The sequence below is a fragment of the Sphingobacterium sp. ML3W genome, assembly GCF_029542085.1.
Taxonomy (GTDB): Bacteria; Bacteroidota; Bacteroidia; order Sphingobacteriales; family Sphingobacteriaceae; genus Sphingobacterium.
On record NZ_CP107036.1, the window covers coordinates 1421410 to 1439950 of the forward strand.

Annotated in this window: 15 protein-coding genes; 8 read left to right on the top strand and 7 right to left on the bottom strand. The window is 43.4% G+C overall.

The window, feature by feature from the left end; genetic code table 11:
* Positions 1–10: 10 nt before the first annotated feature.
* Positions 11–712, bottom strand: a complete 702-nt coding sequence (locus OGI71_RS05960) for an L-ribulose-5-phosphate 4-epimerase (protein ID WP_282254464.1) — start codon at positions 710–712, stop codon at positions 11–13.
* A 7-nt stretch (positions 713–719) separates the two neighbouring features.
* Positions 720–2408, bottom strand: a complete 1689-nt coding sequence (locus OGI71_RS05965) for a ribulokinase (protein WP_282254465.1) — start codon at positions 2406–2408, stop codon at positions 720–722.
* Positions 2409–2721: 313 nt separating this feature from the next.
* Between OGI71_RS05965 and OGI71_RS05970 the strand changes: the two genes are divergently transcribed.
* Positions 2722–3426, top strand: coding sequence for an NUDIX domain-containing protein (locus OGI71_RS05970; protein WP_282254466.1), 705 nt, complete (start codon positions 2722–2724; stop codon positions 3424–3426).
* Here the strand turns inward: OGI71_RS05970 and OGI71_RS05975 are convergent.
* On the bottom strand, positions 3423–3812 hold the full coding sequence (locus OGI71_RS05975) for a hypothetical protein (RefSeq protein WP_282254467.1): 390 nt from the start codon (positions 3810–3812) through the stop codon (positions 3423–3425). The two genes, OGI71_RS05970 and OGI71_RS05975, sit on opposite strands and share 4 nt — an antisense overlap.
* Positions 3813–4068: 256 nt before the next feature.
* Between OGI71_RS05975 and OGI71_RS05980 the strand changes: the two genes are divergently transcribed.
* Together OGI71_RS05980 and OGI71_RS05985 are read left to right on the top strand one after the other, a co-directional pair.
* Entirely contained in the window at positions 4069–4872 is an 804-nt protein-coding gene (locus OGI71_RS05980; RefSeq protein ID WP_282254468.1) for an SDR family oxidoreductase, read from the top strand.
* Between the two features lie 64 nt (positions 4873–4936).
* Positions 4937–5848, top strand: a complete 912-nt coding sequence (locus tag OGI71_RS05985; protein ID WP_282254469.1) for a response regulator transcription factor — start codon at positions 4937–4939, stop codon at positions 5846–5848.
* An 85-nt stretch (positions 5849–5933) separates the two neighbouring features.
* On the opposite strand, the gene OGI71_RS05990 is transcribed toward OGI71_RS05985, so the two are convergent.
* Positions 5934–8453 carry a phospholipase C, phosphocholine-specific gene (locus OGI71_RS05990; protein ID WP_282254470.1) on the bottom strand — a complete coding sequence of 840 codons (2520 nt, stop codon included), beginning with the start codon at positions 8451–8453 and terminating at the stop codon, positions 5934–5936.
* Positions 8454–8868: 415 nt separating this feature from the next.
* On the opposite strand from OGI71_RS05990, the gene OGI71_RS05995 reads away from it, so the two are divergent.
* The 3 genes from OGI71_RS05995 to OGI71_RS06005 are packed head-to-tail and all read left to right on the top strand — an operon-like array spanning position 8869 to position 10263.
* On the top strand, positions 8869–9414 hold the full coding sequence (locus OGI71_RS05995; RefSeq protein WP_282254471.1) for a Crp/Fnr family transcriptional regulator: 546 nt from the start codon (positions 8869–8871) through the stop codon (positions 9412–9414).
* A 43-nt stretch (positions 9415–9457) separates the two neighbouring features.
* Positions 9458–9847 carry a tautomerase family protein gene (locus tag OGI71_RS06000; RefSeq protein WP_282254472.1) on the top strand — a complete coding sequence of 130 codons (390 nt, stop codon included), beginning with the start codon at positions 9458–9460 and terminating at the stop codon, positions 9845–9847.
* A 2-nt stretch (positions 9848–9849) separates the two neighbouring features.
* Positions 9850–10263 carry a cupin domain-containing protein gene (locus OGI71_RS06005; protein WP_282254473.1) on the top strand — a complete coding sequence of 138 codons (414 nt, stop codon included), beginning with the start codon at positions 9850–9852 and terminating at the stop codon, positions 10261–10263.
* A gap of 146 nt (positions 10264–10409) precedes the next feature.
* Here the strand turns inward: OGI71_RS06005 and OGI71_RS06010 are convergent, their stop codons facing one another.
* A complete protein-coding gene (locus OGI71_RS06010; protein WP_282254474.1) occupies positions 10410–13349 on the bottom strand; it encodes a M16 family metallopeptidase in 2940 nt (979 codons plus the stop codon).
* A 708-nt stretch (positions 13350–14057) separates the two neighbouring features.
* Between OGI71_RS06010 and OGI71_RS06015 the strand changes: the two genes are divergently transcribed.
* Positions 14058–14960 (top strand): cyclase family protein, encoded by a 903-nt coding sequence (locus OGI71_RS06015; protein ID WP_282254475.1) that lies wholly within the window; start codon positions 14058–14060, stop codon positions 14958–14960.
* Positions 14961–15015: 55 nt separating this feature from the next.
* Positions 15016–15582 carry a hypothetical protein gene (locus tag OGI71_RS06020; RefSeq protein WP_282254476.1) on the top strand — a complete coding sequence of 189 codons (567 nt, stop codon included), beginning with the start codon at positions 15016–15018 and terminating at the stop codon, positions 15580–15582.
* A gap of 123 nt (positions 15583–15705) precedes the next feature.
* On the opposite strand, the gene OGI71_RS06025 is transcribed toward OGI71_RS06020, so the two are convergent.
* Together OGI71_RS06025 and OGI71_RS06030 are read right to left on the bottom strand one after the other, a co-directional pair.
* On the bottom strand, positions 15706–17118 hold the full coding sequence (locus OGI71_RS06025; RefSeq protein WP_282254477.1) for a sialate O-acetylesterase: 1413 nt from the start codon (positions 17116–17118) through the stop codon (positions 15706–15708).
* A gap of 105 nt (positions 17119–17223) precedes the next feature.
* Complete coding sequence (locus OGI71_RS06030) at positions 17224–18456, bottom strand: MFS transporter (protein ID WP_282254478.1); 1233 nt, start codon at positions 18454–18456, stop codon at positions 17224–17226.
* Between the last annotated feature and the right edge of the window lie 85 nt (positions 18457–18541).

Below are 18541 nucleotides of genomic sequence, written 5' to 3' on the forward strand. Positions count from 1 at the left end.
AAGCAGCAGGCTACTGGCCATAGTAGGCATTTGTACCGTGCTTGCGCTCGTAATGTTTTTTGATCAAAGCCGGCTTCAACCGTCCAGCATTGGGGTTAATCTGCTCGGTCAGCCAGGCCATTTTGGCCACCTGTTCCAATACGGCGCTGTTGTAGACCGACTTCATTCCATCCTTACCCCAGGCAAATGGTGCATGATTTCCGACAAGGATCATTTCCACCTCCCTATAATCCAGTTGCTGCTGATTGAAGTGATTGATGATCTGAAAGCCCGTCTCATGCTCATAGTTGCCAGCGATCATCTCATCATCCATCGGCGGCGCGCAGGGAATATCCGATGTTAGGTGGTCGGCATGCGTCGTTCCGAAAATGGGTATATCCCTTTGGCTTTGCGCCCAAGCAGTGGCATATGTAGAATGGGTATGGGTGATGCCGCCGATATCCGGCCAATGTTTATACAGTACCGCATGTGTCTTTGTATCCGAGGAAGGCCTAAGCTCGCCTTCGATTACCCTACCGTCAAAGTCCACCACCACCATCAGATCGGGAGACAATTCTTCGTAGGGCACACCACTGGGTTTAATCGCAAAAACACCCTGCTGACGGTCGACAACACTCACATTGCCGAATGTAAAAAGCACGAGTCCCAACTGCGGCAGCTGCATATTGCAGCGATAAGCCTCTTCTTTAATTGAATTATACATACTACTCATTTTGTGGTTAAACAGTAACAGGCAGTGATACACTACTTTCTACAAAAGCACCGAGGGCTTTGTATTTTTCATAACGTTCGGCATAGCGGGGCACCCAATTTTCCTGCGGTTCGTATGTGCATTCAAAGCCCTGCCCCATAGCTTTCATGGCATCCTCTACCCGATCATATAATCCAGCAGCGGTGGCCGCAAACATGGCCGCACCAAGTGCACAGGTCTGCTCGCTTTTATGGATACGAATCGGCATATTCATTACATTGGCCATCATCTGCATGATAAAAGGCGATTTTTTGGCGACGCCACCAAGCCCGATCAGACCCTTTATGGGGATCCCCTGATCCACAAAGCGCTCCACGATCGCTTTGGCGCCAAAGCAGGTCGCCTCGGCAATCGCCCTGAAGATCGCCGGAGCATCGGTACCGAGCTGCAATCCCATGATTGCCGCTTTGAGCGACTGATCCGCATCCGGAGTCCTACGGCCATTGAGCCAGTCCACCGCCACTTCCGAATCCGCAGTTAGCGGCAATTTGTTCGCCTTTTCACTTAATCGCAACAACAATTTTTCCTCCAGTGTCGCCAGCATGTTTTCACGCATCGTATCGCTAAGCCCCTCCAGTTCAGGTATCAGATTGTATGTTGGCCATAAGAGCAACTGCTTTAACCAGGCATAGGCATCTCCAAAAGCAGACTGGCCAGCCTCCATGCCTATCATTCCGGGGATAATGGAACCGTCCACCTGACCACAGATACCCTTTACCAATACACCCTCTACATCTTCTTTTGGAGCAACCAGCATATCGCAGGTGGATGTTCCCATGACTTTGCTCAGATAATAAGGTTCAATCTGCCCACCTACGGCACCCATGTGGCAATCGAATGCACCCACACCAACGACAACGGAGGTAGAAAGACCTAAACGCTCTGCCCATTCTGGGGAAAGGTGACCCGCCGGCCTATCCGAAGTATAGGTTTCGGAAAACAAGCGATCAACAAAGCCGCCCAACAAGGGGTCAATACCGGCGAAGAATTCATTGGGGGGCAGGCCACCAAACTCAGCAGCCCATAGCGACTTGTGCCCAGCAGCGCAAACGCTTCGCTTGATCGCGCTAGCCTGTTTGCCACCAGTAAGCAAAAAAGGAATATAATCACAGTGTTCCACCCAGCTAAATGTTGCTTGGCGCACCTGCATATCTACTCTAACGATATGGAGCAATTTGGCCCAGAACCACTCCGAAGAATAAACGCCCCCTACGTATTTCAGGTAATCAACAGCGTAGCCTTGGTTGTACCGATTGATCTCTTTGGCCTCCTTGACCGCGGTATGATCTTTCCAGAGGATGAACATAGCATTGGGATTGTCCTTGAACTCCGGCAGTAATGCCAGCGGCACACCCGCTTCATTCACAGCAACCGGTGTGGAACCCGTAGTGTCCACCGAAATTGCTTTCACCAGCTCCCCCATATTTTGTATCCCGGATTTTTGTAAACAATCTTTTACAGTAGCTTCCAGGCCCTCGATGTAATCCAGGGGGTGCTGTCTAAACTGGCTGAGCGCAGCATCGCAAAACTCACCCCTTTTCCAACGCGGATAATAAAATACGGAAGACGAAATCTCCGCCCCACAACTTGCATCAACCAAGACTGAACGAACAGAATCGCTCCCGTAATCCACCCCGATGACATATGATTTACTCATTTTAACTGAATTTGGTTTATAATCTATAATTCGATTTAAAGCTTACTTTTTGGTGTTTGTCCAGCTGGATAATTGGCCTAAAAATAATTAGTGTCAAATTAACATTTATTTTTTTAAATATGAAAGAAAATTTTCATATTTAAAAAATTGAACTATCTTCATCTCATCGAAATAAGATAAATCCAAGGGTGATAGGTATAGGGTAATTACAGATGTCTAAAACGGCAGAGCGCATTGTACCGTACATTTGTTCAGCTATTTAGGTTTATCAAAAAAAATAGATCAAGTCAAAAGAGAGACAAAACAATAGATAATGGAATATTATAGAGAAGACTCAGCAATCCTTTTAGCGGTAGACTGTATTATATTTGGATTTAATGGCGAATCCCTGCAGGTATTATTGATAAAACGCGATTTTGAGCCGGAGCGGAACAAATGGAGTTTGATGGGAGGTTTTGTTCAACCGGACGAAAGTCCTGAACTAGCTGCCAGCAGGGTATTAAATAAACTGACGGGACTTGAAAATGTATACATGGAGCAATGCAGTGTCTTTGGTGATCCAAAACGTGAGCCCAATAGCCGGGTTGTCAGTATCTGTTATTTTGCGCTGATAGATACGCAAAAATACACACATATTTTAAGCGAGGAATATGAGGCACAATGGTTTCCATTGCAAAACTATCCGACTTTAATATTTGATCACGACCAGATGATTGCTTCGGCACAGCAGCGACTGCGGATGAAAGCAGCGCTCTATCCTATTCTGTTTGAATTATTGCCAGAGAAATTTACCATTCCCCAGATTGCAGCCTTATACGAGGGAGTATATAATATCGAATTTGATAAACGCAATTTTAGCCGCAAGCTGCTTTCCTCCGATCTCATTATCAAATTGGAAGAAAAGGACAAAGAAAATTCCAAGAAAGGCGCTTTTTATTTTAAATTGAATACAGCCATTTACAAGGAAAAAATTATGTCATTTTTGCGCTATTTACCAAGCTGGTTTCCCGAAAACTAATCCGGGAAAAACCGGAGATCGCTAATAGGTTTTATTTTACCATTTTTAAAAAAAATCCGTTTGCGGATGGCCCCATCCTCGGTATAGTAAATCCATTCGCCTTCTTTTAGGTTGTTTTTATATAAACCTTTTTCTGCCAACTTCCTATTTCTAAAAACTTTGGCCTCGCCATTTTTAAGACCATCTATAAATGACTCGTAGTTGGTTTGGTAACGGTTAAATTTTATCGCATATCTACCGTTTAACGGCTCGCCAGTTTTCTTTATACAGGTTTTGTCAGTAGCATCAACATATTCCGTTTCTTCCAGGTCAATATCAATCCATGTTTGTGCGGAACAGATATTGACCAGAGCTAAAAAGAATAATAAATGGACAATTCTACTCATGATTCAACGTTTAGTTACAGATCAAATTTAGCTGCAAAACCAATAGAAAATTAAACAAATTACAATTCGCAGGAACTAAATTATCATTCGTGGACATCTGCGGTTTTTCTGATAAAGCGCACATCAGGCAATTACCACTTAACGACTATTGAATAAAAATAGTGTCCGTCATTTTGGCTACAATCAAGCTCAATTTGGCAACAGATAACCTCTGCCTTCTTTAGACTTTTGTGTTATTGAATCAGATAATAACACTATGAGAAAGACAATTTTCATTACAGGAGCTTCTTCCGGGTTGGGAAAAGCAACTGCCAAACTATTTCAACAAGCGGGTTGGGATGTTATCGCAACAATGCGAAATCCCGAAAATGAAACCGAGCTTAGTGAAATCGAAAACGTTACGCTATTAAAATTAGATGTAACCGATCCTGCACAGATCAAAGAAACTGTTGAAAAAGCAATCTCTTTGGCCAAAATTGATGTCGTTTTCAATAATGCAGGTTATGGATTGATGGGCGCGTTTGAAACCTTGAGCGACGAAAAAATACTTCGTCAAATCAACACCAATCTGTTGGGCGTATTGCGCGTTACACAAGCATTCATTCCACATTTTAGAGCACAGCAAAGTGGCTTATTTATCTCGACCACATCAATTGGTGGTTTTATGGGATTCCCGCTACATTCGATGTATCATGCGACAAAATTCGCTTTGGAGGGCTGGAGCGAAAGTATGTCCTTTGAATTGAAAAAATTTGGGATAGCGATCAAAACCGTTGCTCCGGGAGGAATTGCGACAGATTTTGCAGGTCGTTCATTGGATATGAATCGATCTTCCGACTATGAAGACATCGAAAACAAACTGTTTGAACAAATGGATCTGATGATGCAAAATGCTTCCACGGCAGAGCAAATTGCGCAGGTGGTGCACGAAGCCGCAACGGACAATAAAGATCAAATACGCTATTTGGCAGGCGAAGATGCAAATGCGCTATATGATAGACGTTTGACAATCGGAAAAGAAGCGTTCAGGCAAGAAATCGCAAAACAATTTGAGGCCTAATTTTTAAATCGGCAACTGTCTTTGCGGGCAGTTGTTTTTTGTAAATTTGTAAAACAAAAACAGGATGCATAGTATCAACTCCATATCCGAATTTCATAAGCAATTGTCGTTGCCCGCCCCATTACATCCGCTCATCAGTGTAATTGATGTCGCTGGAATAAAACCTGATGAAAGCAGCATTTGGGAACAGTTCTGCGTCAATTTCTATAGCATTTCCCTCAAAAAAGATGTTACCGCAAAAATAAAGTACGGACAACAATATTACGATTTCGACAAAGGAACCATGAACTTTATTGCGCCCAAACAGATTCAATCGTTAACGATTGCTGAAATCAGAAAAATGAATATCGAATGCGGAAAAGGTTACATGCTTATGTTTCATCCTGATTTTTTGTATACGCACCCCCTTGCAACCGCAATAAAAAATTATAACTTCTTTTCGTATGCGCTTAATGAAGCATTACATCTGTCCGAACGGGAAGAAAAAGACATTGTAGAAATTTTCCTTAAAATCGAAAAAGAATACCAACATATCGACAAACATACCCAAGGAATTATTTTGTCACAAATTGATATGCTATTGCAATACAGCAACCGGTTTTACGAGCGTCAGTTCATCACACGAAAAGCTGTTAACAATGCGCTGCTGACACAATTGGAAAAATTGCTGGATGCGTATTTCGATAGCGAAGAAACTTTAAAACAAGGGCTTCCGACGGTAGAGTATTTAGCAGAAAACCTCCACGTTTCAGCACGTTATCTAAGCGATTTACTACGGTCAGTGACCGGTAAAAACACACAACAGCACATCCACGACAAGTTGATTGAAGAAGCCAAGGAAAAACTCACGGCCACAAGTCTCTCAGTGGCAGAAATTGCCTACAAGCTCGGTTTTGAACATCCACAATCATTCAACAAACTGTTTAAGAAAAAGACCAATGTTTCGCCGTTAGCGTTCAGACAATTGTTTAATTGACCTCTCTTTCGCAACTTAAACATATCCTTCAACATTATAAAATAATCATCTCCACATCAATCATTTGTGGAGATGATTATACAGCCTATACGGTATAAAGGCCACCCATTAAAGGGTCCGTCTTAGAGATCTTTCCGGTCTCCACATGGCCAGCAAAACGCTCTGACCAAGTCGGATATCCCTCCGCCTCAAGCTGCAGGTCATACCAGCCAAAACTTGATTGAAGATCGATCACAATCGACTTTTCTTCGCCCGGAGCTAAAGTCACTGGCCCTAACTGTTGCTGATACCCCAGGTCTTTGAGCAGCATTTTTTTAGCGGCAGCACTCCGGTTATTCAATTTAGCAACTAGATTTCCTGTCAATTGATCCTTATTTTTCGCCTGTTCATATACACACTTGACCGAGACCTCCGGATGCCTGTCGCTACCACGAAATTCTCGATAGAACCCATTTGGCGCATATCCTTTTAGATGATAATGGCCATCCTTAAACGAGCTTAAATGCCAGTTATCACGTAGGGAATCTCCGGCAGAAACTGCATATTCCCAAGTGCGTAATGTCTCCTGATCATAAGGCGCGGCGGCATAGACCAAAAATGGTGAACCATTGGATTTGGCATTGTGGACCTTATTTCCTGCTGTAAAGGTAAGTTGGTATTCTTTACTGTTTACATCGTAATGTCCATCTAAATACAATTCATACGGTATCGGACATGAAGGTTTAATCCCTTTTTCCTGCTCAGGAAAGAGTGAAAATTGTTGTGGTGCGGTATTCACCTGAGCGATTTCCGATTCACGCAGGGGACGATAATTTTTAGGAATATCTTTAAATTGGGATTTATGGACATCTACCATAAAAGCATCCTTTTCGAGCGCCTTCACTGTCTCTGTCTGATCCGCCTGAAAAGGTCTAAAGATGGATGTAAGGTCACCACAGATGCTGCGGCGCCATTGAGTAATATTTTCTTCGCGAATGCTTTTTCCAAATTTCTTCGCCAAAAAGTTCTCCAAAAAGCGAAGCGATGAAGTGTGGTCAAACAATTCTGAATTCACAAATCCGCCCCTAGTCCACGGCGATGCTATAACCAATGGGACACGATAACCCAGCCCAATGGAACTCTCCCGGATACGGTCTTCCATGGCAGATGGATTGGTCTGTTGATCTTTAGTCACCCATTCCATCTTTCCGTCGATATTGGAAGAGACTTTACCAGCCCCTTCGCTATAAGGATTGGGTGTCGCATAGGGCGGTACATGGTCAAAAAATCCATCGTTCTCATCATAAGTAAGAATGAAGATGGTCTTTTTCCATACCTCCGGATTTTTGAGCAAGATCTCCATAACTTCATTGACATACCAGGAGCCAAACCAAGGTCTTCCGGGATGATCCGAAAAATTTGCCGGCGTCATTAACCAGGAGACCGTCGGCAGTTTGTTATTTTCCACATCCTGACGGAACTGATGGAGCACATCCCCTTTTGGCACCTGCAACTGCCGGTCTATGTCTCCATCCTGATACGATATCGTCGTTAAAGCATGATAATCTGCGTCGTTATGATTAGTCGTAAAGGCTCTGTCATTGAGTGACTTTTCATGACGCGGTAATTTATCATAGGCTTCTTTGGTGTAAATACCGATACTTTCGTCAATCATGCGCATCACCTTTTGTGCTGCCACCAATCTCTGCTTGTCGGATTGACTTACAGGATCTGGTCCGATACGATCAATCTCCTGTTGTACAGCTTTTTTTCGCTGCTGGAGATTAGCCACATTGCCGGGATGCAACCGCACATTGTATGCTTTGAAGTATTCCATCACATTGGTACCAAAATTCCCAAGCCAATTGCTTTCCTCACCACTGATGCCCGATCCTATCGTGAGCTCATTTTGATAAATCCGCCAGCCGATACCGTGTTCTTCCAATCGTTCCGGAAATGTCTTCCAGTCGAGCGTAGGCTTGTTGTAATCGCTGATATTCCAGAGATGTGCTTTCGCCCTGGGATTATTTTGCTCGCGCACCGTGCCTGTCATCCAATACCATCTATTGGGATGTGTTCCCGTAATGCTCGAACAAAAATGCTGATCACAGACGGTAAATGCATCGGCCAAAGAATAGTAAAACGGGAAATCAGAGCGGTCACAATAACCCAGCGTCAGGGGTACATCGGTATATGCTTTGTTGTAGGGCTTTTTGACATTCAGCCAGCGGTCATATTTCCCACCATTTCGAGCATCGGTCTGATCAGCCCAGCCATGTGGGGTGGAACCCATCCACGGGGCCTTTGAGTCCTTTACATTGAGCCGAAACGGTATAAAGGTCTTCCCTTCGGCGTTAGACTGAGCCCATACACTATTTCCATTGGGCTGTATGATCGTACGGGGATCGTTAAAACCACGTACGCCTTTCAAACAACCGTATAGATGATCAAATGAACGATTTTCCTGCATCAGGAAAACGATATGTTCGGCATCATAGAATGTACTGCCCGATGCGGGATTGATTGCCAATGCTCTTTGGATTGTCGATGGTAGCAAACCTACCAAAGCGGCACTTCCCGAAAGGAGCGCCGACTTTTTAATAAAATCTCTTCTTGAACTGTTCATGTTCTGTTATTGCTTAAAAACTATATCTTACCCCTAATTGAATTTGGTATGGATTGCCGGAGTTGGCCATTTTACTTAAATCACGGGAATTGTCAGCGACTTACCCTGATCTGTCTGTCTGTCTGTCTGTCCGTCTTTCAATTTTGACTTGTCTGTGCTTTTCAACCGTGCACAAGTATATAACAAGTGTTTAAACAGATTATTAATTTAGGTAAACCTTTCCGTTAAAAAAAACAAAGTAAAACAGATTAGCGTATTCAAATTTAACAGGGTTATAAACTTCGTCAGCGACAGTTGTCGATCTTTGCTATTACTATTTCGTACCTTAGAACGGTGAATTATAGATTTCACCTTAATTAAACGGGTTTTTCTATAAAAAGCTAAAAATGTAAATCTTTAAATATTGTTTGATAGGATGCTCACAGATATAAATATTGATTTGATTAAGCGTGTTGGGAAGAAATTATCCTTTAAAAAAGGTGATTTCTTTGTGAAAGAAAACGAAGTATGCAATTATATTGGCATCGTTGAAAGTGGTACGTTCTATTCCTATTTTGAAGACGCAGACCTCAATTTCATCGTTAATGAGTTATATACGCAAAACAGCATTATTACTTCTTATCGGAGTTTCCTTGGGGATATTCTATCGCCAGCATATATAAAAGCCTATTCAGATGCGATCGTCTACGCCTTGGATAAAGAAATGTATAATACATTGATGAAAGAACAAGAGTGGGCTGTCCTATTTAAGCGTATTTCAGATCAATTGTTTATTAATAAATGCTTTAAAGAAACCTCCCTGGTCAAACTCAAAGCGAAAGAACGCTATTTAGAACTCATTGCTTATCGGAAAAATATCGAACAAGATTTCCCCCAGCATTTAATAGCGTCCTATCTTAAAATTCGTCCAGAAACCTTGTCAAGGCTAAAAAGTCTTGACATACATCAAGATAGAAAGTAAATTATCCTACGGAATTTTGCATTGTAACATTAAATAATCTACAATGCCATTAGTAAGAATAACTTTATCGGAAAGCTACGAGCTCGAAACAACGAACCATATTTCGCAGGCTATCCATCACGCACTGATACAGGAATTTAATATTCCTAAAGACGACTATTTTCATATTATTGAGAAACTACCAGATACACAGCTCCAGTTTCCAAAAGAGTACCTGGCTATAAAGCATACAACAGCCATAATTTTCATACAAATTATTGCTGCTGTGGGACGAACAGTTGCGCAGAAACAACGCTTATACAAAAGAATTTCCGAAAATATTGAAGCTTCGACAGGAATAAATCCACAAGAGATTATCATTTCGATGATTGAAAATGAGAAAGAAAATTGGTCTTTCGGAAATGGAGAATTACAGGCCTTTAACCATATATAGAAATGATCGAAATTGTAAACGGATTTGAAATCCTCGGAAAGGTCGCAAAAGATGCCTTAATGATGCAAAAGGTAGCGCACTTAATAGGCGAAGATACCATGTCCCTATTTATCATTGAATTAAGCAAAAATCAAAAATTGCCAGCGCATTATCATAAGGCAGGGATTGAAATGTACTTTATCCTTTCGGGAGAAGGGTCCATCGAAACTGCTTTATTTAAAGAAGAGACCAATGTTTTTGAAAATGTAACAACTCAAACACTAAAGCCTGGCGACGCATTTACAATTCACCCATTGGTTATACATCAATTAGTTAATGAAGAGACAGGGATGCTTAAACTTTTAGCAGTAGCTCCCAAAAGTCACAATAATGAAGACCGCTATTTTGTTGACTTAGGCAAAAAGGGAGTTGCATAAAAGGGACTCGGCTCTTTGACCTGAGTACGATAAATACAAAGCGAAGCACCACAGCGGTGCTTTACTTATAAAAAAAAGGGACCGACGTATGCCAACGCGGTCCCTTTTAAAACTATAAACTATTAAAACTATCTCCTCCGTTTGGATTAGTATCCAAAGATTTCATTTAAGCTAAGCTTAGTGATTTTACCAAGTGCTGTAATATTGTCCTGATTCAGGTCCTTCTCCTCGCCTACAATGCAATAGCTGTAGGGCTTGCGGCTGATATTATCGCTGTGAAATTGTTTAAGATCACTGTATGTCAATTGAGGAATCTTTTCAAAGATCATTTTTCTTGAATCTTCGGTAAGTCCACGGCGTTGTGCCGCCATATAGCTCGAAAGGATACCGGTCCCCGTAATACGTTCACTAGCCAATGATTTTAATAAATTTGTACGCACCGATTCCAAGCCTACAGCTGATTCTGGTAATTCATTCAAAAGCTCATTCATACCGCCTACAGCATCTTTAAACTTATCCGATTGCGTGCCGATATAAGCACCGACCATGCCATGGTTTTCTTTCTTTTGTGGTTGTGCATAGTAGGCATAAGTCGTGTAGGCCAATGCTTTAGATTCCCGAAGCGTCTGGAATACAATACTGCCCATCCCGCCTCCAAAGTATCCATTGAAAAATGTAACCGTCGGCAGTTGGTTTTTATCAAATAATCCTGAATTTCTGATCCAGAATACTTCAACCTGCTTCATACCATACTGTGCAAAAAAGACTTTGCTCTCATCGGTCGGCTTTTCTACAAATTTTACACCCTTTTCTATTGTTGCATAGGCCGTGTTATTATTTTTTAGCGGTGTCAGATTTTTTACCAATTCATTCACATGCTCCGGCCCATAATAGAGAATACGGTGTTTCGCATTTGCTAACTTATGCAATACCGCGACCAGGTCTGAAGCTTTCAATCCATCCAACTCTTGATCGGTATAGGTGTAATTAAACGGGTTTTTGGCACCATAACGTGCATATGCTTTTAGCCCCTCCATGATAGAAGCTTTATTTTCCTTGGCATTGGCCCGGGATTTTTTAACACGGTCAATGAATGCGGTAAATGCACGCTCATCTGCTACACAGTTATGCATCAGATCTTGCAGCAGACCGACCGACTCCTTAAAATTACTACCCAAACCGGAAATAGAAACACTGCTTTCCTCATTGCCAGAAGAAACTGAAAAGTCTGACGCCAGCTTATAGAATGCTTTGCTAAACTCTTCACTGCTCCTATTCTTGGTACCCAAAAATTCCAGGTATCCGACAGCCAAGCCCAGTAACTTGTTGTCCCAGCTACCAAAGTCATAATGATAAGTCAGGGCAAATAGTTCGTTATCTTTGTTTTGAACAGCCAATACATCCAGATCCTTCAGCTTTGATTTGGAAATCTCCTGATCAAAATCTATCCATTTAGGACTGATATTCTGCTCCGGCATTGCATTAATCTGTTTTAAAAATGCAGACTCTACATTTCGATTGACCGTAATAGGCGTAATGGCTGGCTTGACTACTTTATCTACATTGGTATCCTGCCCTTTTTCCTTGAAGACAGTCACATAATTGACGTCAGAAATATATTTATTAGCAAAGCGAACAATATCTTCTTTCGTAATTTTAGACAAGCGGTCTGTATAAGCCAACTCTTTTGCCCAATCCAACTCCGAATTAAAGCCAGACATAAGCTGTTCGGCGGTACTGGTGTAGTTTTCGAAGAGTTTGATCTGTGATTTTTTTTCATTATTGATGATAGATGTCAACAAGTCCGCAGAGAAATCTCCTTTTTTCAATTTCTCCAATTCAGCCAACAACAGTTTTTTGACATCTTCAAGGCTCTGACCTGTGCCTGGATTACCTTGAAGAATAAGCATCGAATAATCTTTTAGAATATAAGGAAATGCACCTGCTCCCAATAATTTCTGAGACTTAACAAGGTCCAGATCGATCAAACCGGCAGATCCATTGGTAAGCACATTGGCCATTAAATTGAGGATCTGCGCATCTGGATGTGCTGCCCCCGGGAAACGAAAACCCATTAAGACATATTCTGAAGCAGGGCCTTTGACAGTCCTTGAAATTGGAGTTGTGATGGGCTGCTCTTGCTCAAAGGTATATGCTGGCACGGGTTTGGATTTCATGCCTGAAAATGCCTTGTCTATACGCTTAATCACGTCGGTAGGATTAAAATCACCCGACATAATCACGCCCATATTATTCGGAACATAATAGGTGTTGTAATATTCACGGATTGCTTTGAGCGATGGATTTTTAAGGTGCTCCACAGAGCCCAAAACGGTTTGCTTGCCGTAGTTATTATTGGGAAACATGGCCGCAAAAATAGCTTCGGTAGATTTTCTATTATCGTTATCTAAACTTATGTTTTTTTCTTCGTAGACTGATTCAAGCTCTGTATGGAATAAACGGAGGATGGGATTTCGGAATCGCTCCGCTTGTACTGTCAGGTATTTATCGATCACATTGCTGGGGATATCTTCTACGTAGACCGTTTGCTCAAATGAGGTAAAGGCATTCGTACCCTTGGAGCCCATACTGCTCATCAGTTTATCATATTCATTCGGAATAGCATATTTTGATGCCTCCCCCGATACACGGTCGATTTCTTTATAGATCGCAGTGCGTTCATTAGCATCTGTACTATGGTTGTATTTTTCATAAAGATTGTCAACCTCGTCCAGCAGCGGTTTTTCTTTGGACCAGTCCAAACTACCAAACTTGTCGGTACCCTTAAAAAGCATATGCTCCAGGTAATGTGCGAGTCCAGTATGATCTTTTGGATCCGTCTTGCTACCAGCTTTGGTTGCAATATAAGCCTGTATGCGAGGCTGCTTGTTATTTGGGCTTAAAATAACGGTCAATCCGTTTTTCAATTTGTAAAATCGGGTTTGAACCGGGTCGTTGGTCACGTATTTATAGGTATAGCCCCCCTCAGAGGTCTCTTTCCACTGATATTTTCCGACTTGCGCCTGAATACCGGTCGTTATAAACAGTAGCGATAGGAAAGCTACTGTTTTCATTTTTCTATTCATAAATAAATAATTTAGGGAATATAAACTTCATAATACTTGGCAATAATATTTTCAACAATATTAAACTTTAACAAAACAATTATCAATGTAACAGGTGAAAAACAATAAAATTTATAGAAATATTAATACTAGCCGATATAATATTCAGTAAATTCATCATCCTATTATAAAAAAAAAGATTTTTTTCAGCTAACAGGTACGAAATGAATTCTTTACCATTGGGATCGATAACGAATTTTGGTGATATTCCTTCAAAACCAAATGCCTCGATAGCCATACGTATTCGATGGCTGAAACTTGCCAAAGAAAATCATTGGAAAATGCTTCTATAGCATGATCAAAATCAGCAGTACCTCGAATTTTGAAGAGAACTGATAGCCGATACATAGTAATGTTTCGTCTTTATTTTAATGAAGCGACTTTAATTGGCATACTACTCGTTAGATATTTTACGGGATCTCGTCAATTATTCCTCAAGATCTGTTCAATAATGAAGTTTTAATTGGTGTAGTGCAGCAGATCAAACACGAGATTTCTCAGCAGGATCATATTTATGTTCATAATCCGAATCCAATCCATCCTGCATCTTGAGGTACAAATGGAGACCAAAATATTTTGGTACACTCCTGTTAAAAATAAACCGTAATTTCATTAACTTCGTTATCTTAACATTTCCGTTTATTTTTATCAACTTGCATACAGACCAACATGGATAAACGCGTAAAATTTGATTTTGAAGTATACTTTACCAATGGTGGCAGCCTCAAGGGCGAAGATTTCCGCTTGGATATCAACGGCGATACGATTAGCGACACGGAGCTCGCCGACTATATTATTCAGGATCTCCGGCTGCTGATGGCCGGAAAAGTAAATATCCTCAATAAGGAAATATTTGAAGAAGCCCATAAGCGTAAAGTTGCGCCGGCAGAAACCGCAACGGAACAGCTTATTGACCTCAGCCATACGATCGAAAATGGCCTTGTCACCTACAAAGGGCTGCCCGCCCCGATTATCTGCGATTACCTATCCAGAGCCGACTCCAGGAGCTATTACGATGAAGGTACCGAATTTCAGATCGGCAAAATAGAGATGGTCAGTAATACCGGTACCTATATTGACTGCCCTTTTCACCGCTATGAACATGGCAAGGATACCGCCGAAATGGACTTAAAGGCTTTTGTGGATCTGGACGCCGTTGTCATCAGGGTTCCCTACCGCAATGGACTGGCCATTACCGATGAGCAGCTCAAAAACAGGGAGATCAGAAACCGTGCGCTACTGATCCATACCGGATGGGATAGCCATTGGAATACCGAAGCCTATTATCAAAACCATCCTTACCTGACCGCAGCGGCAGCGACATACCTTGTGGAATGTGGTGTTAAACTGGTGGGCATTGATTCACACAATATCGATGATACCAGTGGACGATCACGTCCGGTGCATTCCGCTCTTCTGGGATCAGAAATTCTGATTGTCGAGCATTTGTGCCATCTGGACCTACTGCCTGATGACAACTTTACGTTTACGGCCGCTCCACCGAAGTTTAAAGGTGTGGGGACATTTCCTGTACGCGCATTTGCCAAGCTGAAAAAGGATGTGGCTGGATAGAAGCTTTACGATAAGAACGCCAAGCCATATACGTAAATTAAATACAAGAAAGAAAATGGGCCAATACTTTTGGATTGCAATACCTGCACAACTGTTTTTTCGGTATTGCGGCGAAACGATGGAAAAACATCATGCACACGCCTATATTGAAACGATAAACCGCGATTCAGGCAAGCGTAATTATGTGAAATATAGCAAGGAAAATCAGTCGGCATTTCTGGAAAGCTTTTCATCATCGGATTATTATGGATTTTTCCTATCGACTTATCCCTTTTCAGATCAGGAGGATATAACAAGCTCTGGTCTCTTCTACGATTCGCCTGTGGCCGAATATACAATCGCAGGAAGCGGCGGCTATGAAACTGATCAGACAAGAGAAATCATCCACCTGCGGCAGATCATGAAGCAAGCTGACAAATCCGCAAAAGCATTTTTTGCGGCCTTGCAGCGCAACCTCAAAAAGATCCCCGACCTACGCGATACCCTGGCAAGTGGAAATAAAAACCATCTTTACCTGCCGACACCAAAGCGTATCATTCCACAAAACGCGCATAGCCGGCTGATAGAAATACCTTGGGAAGAACACTGTCTCAGCAAAGACCTCGTCTACCGGCAAGAATGATTTATATCAGGTGGGGGCGTATTGATCGTATCGTTTAGCAAAATAGCCTGTCTTCGATCAGCTTCTAGCGATTTTCGGGGGGGAGTAAATTTTGGTCTAATAAGTAGGAAAAATGAATTTTCCTTATTCAAAATCAGGCCAGTCATCGGTACGGAACGGTGATACCGGTAAACCTTTGCTATTGAAAAGATTGGGTGTAGCGGTGTTGGTAAAACCAAAACGTACCGCCGTCGGTGCCTTTACCTGATCGGCAAAGACCAACAACCGCGATCCCTTTACTGTATGCTTGGCGGGATAAAATTTACGGTCCTCGCCGGCAATGTACAGATCAGTGATTTCTTTTCCACGGACAAGCAGCTTGCCGTCCAGGCCGGCAAAGGAAAGGATAATCTTGTCACCTTCGATTGTATAGTCCTGCAAGGTCGGTGATTTATAATCCACCAGGGGCCGTGCATAGACCTCGGCCAGTGCCAGATCCGCGAGCCGCGAGGCTACTGCTTTTTTTCTTGTCGGATGGATATTCTTTAGGTCATCGACAAGATCAGTGGTGACCACCATCCCCGACCGCGGCAGTTTTCGGGCGGTCCTTGCCTGCTGTTCACGGAGCAATGCCGCATTAGGCTTTTTATATTGCGTGTAAACAAAGGGGGCAATCTGCACGAAATAAAATGGAAACTGGTAGCCCCAGGCCTCCCGCCAGGCACCCACCATGGTCTGAATCAGTTGATCATATCCCCCATAGGCTATCGTGTTATCCTCGCCCTGATACCAGAGGGAACCGGCTATCGTATAGCCCGCAAATGGCGCCAGCATACCGTTCCAGAGTACCCCCGGCTGATGGGGTTTGCGGGGCGCCAGCTTCTGTAGTGCCGCATAATGCGTGAGTTGCTCGTTAGCTAAGATCTTCTCCTTTGGTGTCCAGAATTCTGCGGCTGTGCCACCCCAGCTGGCATTGATGATCCCCACCGGGACATCGAGTTCGCGCGATAGTTTTTCCGCAAAGAAATAGCCGATTGCCGAAAAGTCCCTGACGGTCTCCGGTCGTGATGTTTGCCAGCTGTCAAAGATATTGTACTGCGGGGTTTGGGCAGCGATATTACTGACCTGTAACAAGCGGATATTCGGATTGCTGCTGCCTGGGAGGATATCCAGGATCTCCTGCAGCTTATTGGCGCCGGACCATTGCATGTTGGACTGGCCCGAACAAAGCCAGACTTCGCCGATCATGATATCCTTAAGTTCCAGCTCCTGCTGCGGAGTGACCAGTTTAATGCTGTGCGGCCCACCCGCTTTCGGGGTTTCCAGCTGCGTGCGCCATGTCGCGTCACCGCTGACCACCACTGATAGGGTATCTTTGGACCAGGATGAAATCAGTTTGACCTGCTGTCCGGCTTTGGCCCAACCCCAGATATTCACCATAGACTGCCGTTGTAGCACCATATGATCCGAGAAGAATGCCGGCAGCCGTAAATTTTGCGCATATGCCTGGCATAGTATTAGGCAACAGGCGATTATAAATCCTACTTTCTTTTTCATCTTCTTTTTTGTTTATGCGCCAGCCTGGCGCAATTAGTCCGTCGCTATTGCTGGCCAAGACCTGTTTATTTTTGTTTTCCTTGGGATAGGTCTTTTTGCTGGATCTTATTGTATCGTATCATTTTTAACTTTCACCAACAGCAGTGCCAGCGCAGCCAGCAGCAGCCCGATTGCTACGACCTGATAGGTTATTGCCAGGCTTACATTGGCATCTTTCAGGGCACCCCCGACATACACCATCAGTCCGCCGACAATGGTGCTCAAAAAATTCAGGAAGCCATAGGCCGTGGCGCTGTAGCGGCTGTCGGCCACCTGCCGCAAGAGCGGCATCAGGTTGGCATCATTGAAACCACGCGCCAGTCCAAAAATAAGCATGGCGAGGATTGCCCAGGCAAAAACATTAGTCCAGGCCATAAAAAACAGAAATGGCGCGCCAATCACAAAACCGAGGACAATGACATAAAGCCGGGCCCGTTTATTTCGGCGTTGCCAGCGATCCGCCAGTAGTCCACCTATAATTACCCCGGCAAAAGATCCAATCTGCATATAACCTGTGGCCGAAATACCCGCTTCGCCGAGATCCAGACTGAACTGCTCCTTCAGGAATGTAGGCAGCCAGCCGTTGATCAACCAGTTTGCCATGCCCAGCACCGCAAAATAGACCATAATGACATAAAAGGAAGGCAGGCGAAATAAGCTATGCAGGATGGCTTTGAGCTGCACCTTCCCGACCTGCTCCGGTAGCGGTTCGTTCGGAGCGGTGGGAACAGTCCGGTCGCGCAAAGTATAAACCAGTAGCAGTGCGTACACAACACCAAAAAGGCCGAAGACGTGAAATCCCTGGCGCCAGCCCCAATATTCGGCGATATATCCGCCCAGACCGCCCATGGCCATTCCAGTATACAATCCGCACATATGCAGCCCCGTAGCCAGGGAACGTGTACGGCCGCTATGGTAATCGCTGATCAGTGCCAGGGCGGCAGGAATATAGCAAGCCTCACTGACACCCATCAACACCCTTGTCAGTAACAACTCGGGAAAGGAACGCGCATAACCTGTCCAAAGCGTAACCGCAGACCAGACGAATACCGAGAAAAGAATCACTTTCTTGCGGGAGTAGCGATCAGCCATATAGCCGCCAAAGGGACTCACAATGCCATAACACCATAAAAAGACGGCGGTGAGCAAGCCAAACTGCGCATCGTTCAACTTAAATTCACTGAGAATCGGATCCCGCATCGAAGTCATCAGCAGGCGGTCAAAATAGTTTAAAAAGGCGACCACCCACAGCAAGATGACGATCAGCCAAGCATAACGTTTTGATGTCGTGTTTATCATTATTTTGGGTTTATTCAAGTTTTGTTAACCGCGATACGCTAGTACATTCTTAAGCGTGATACGCTACTAACGTATTAAACGAGCT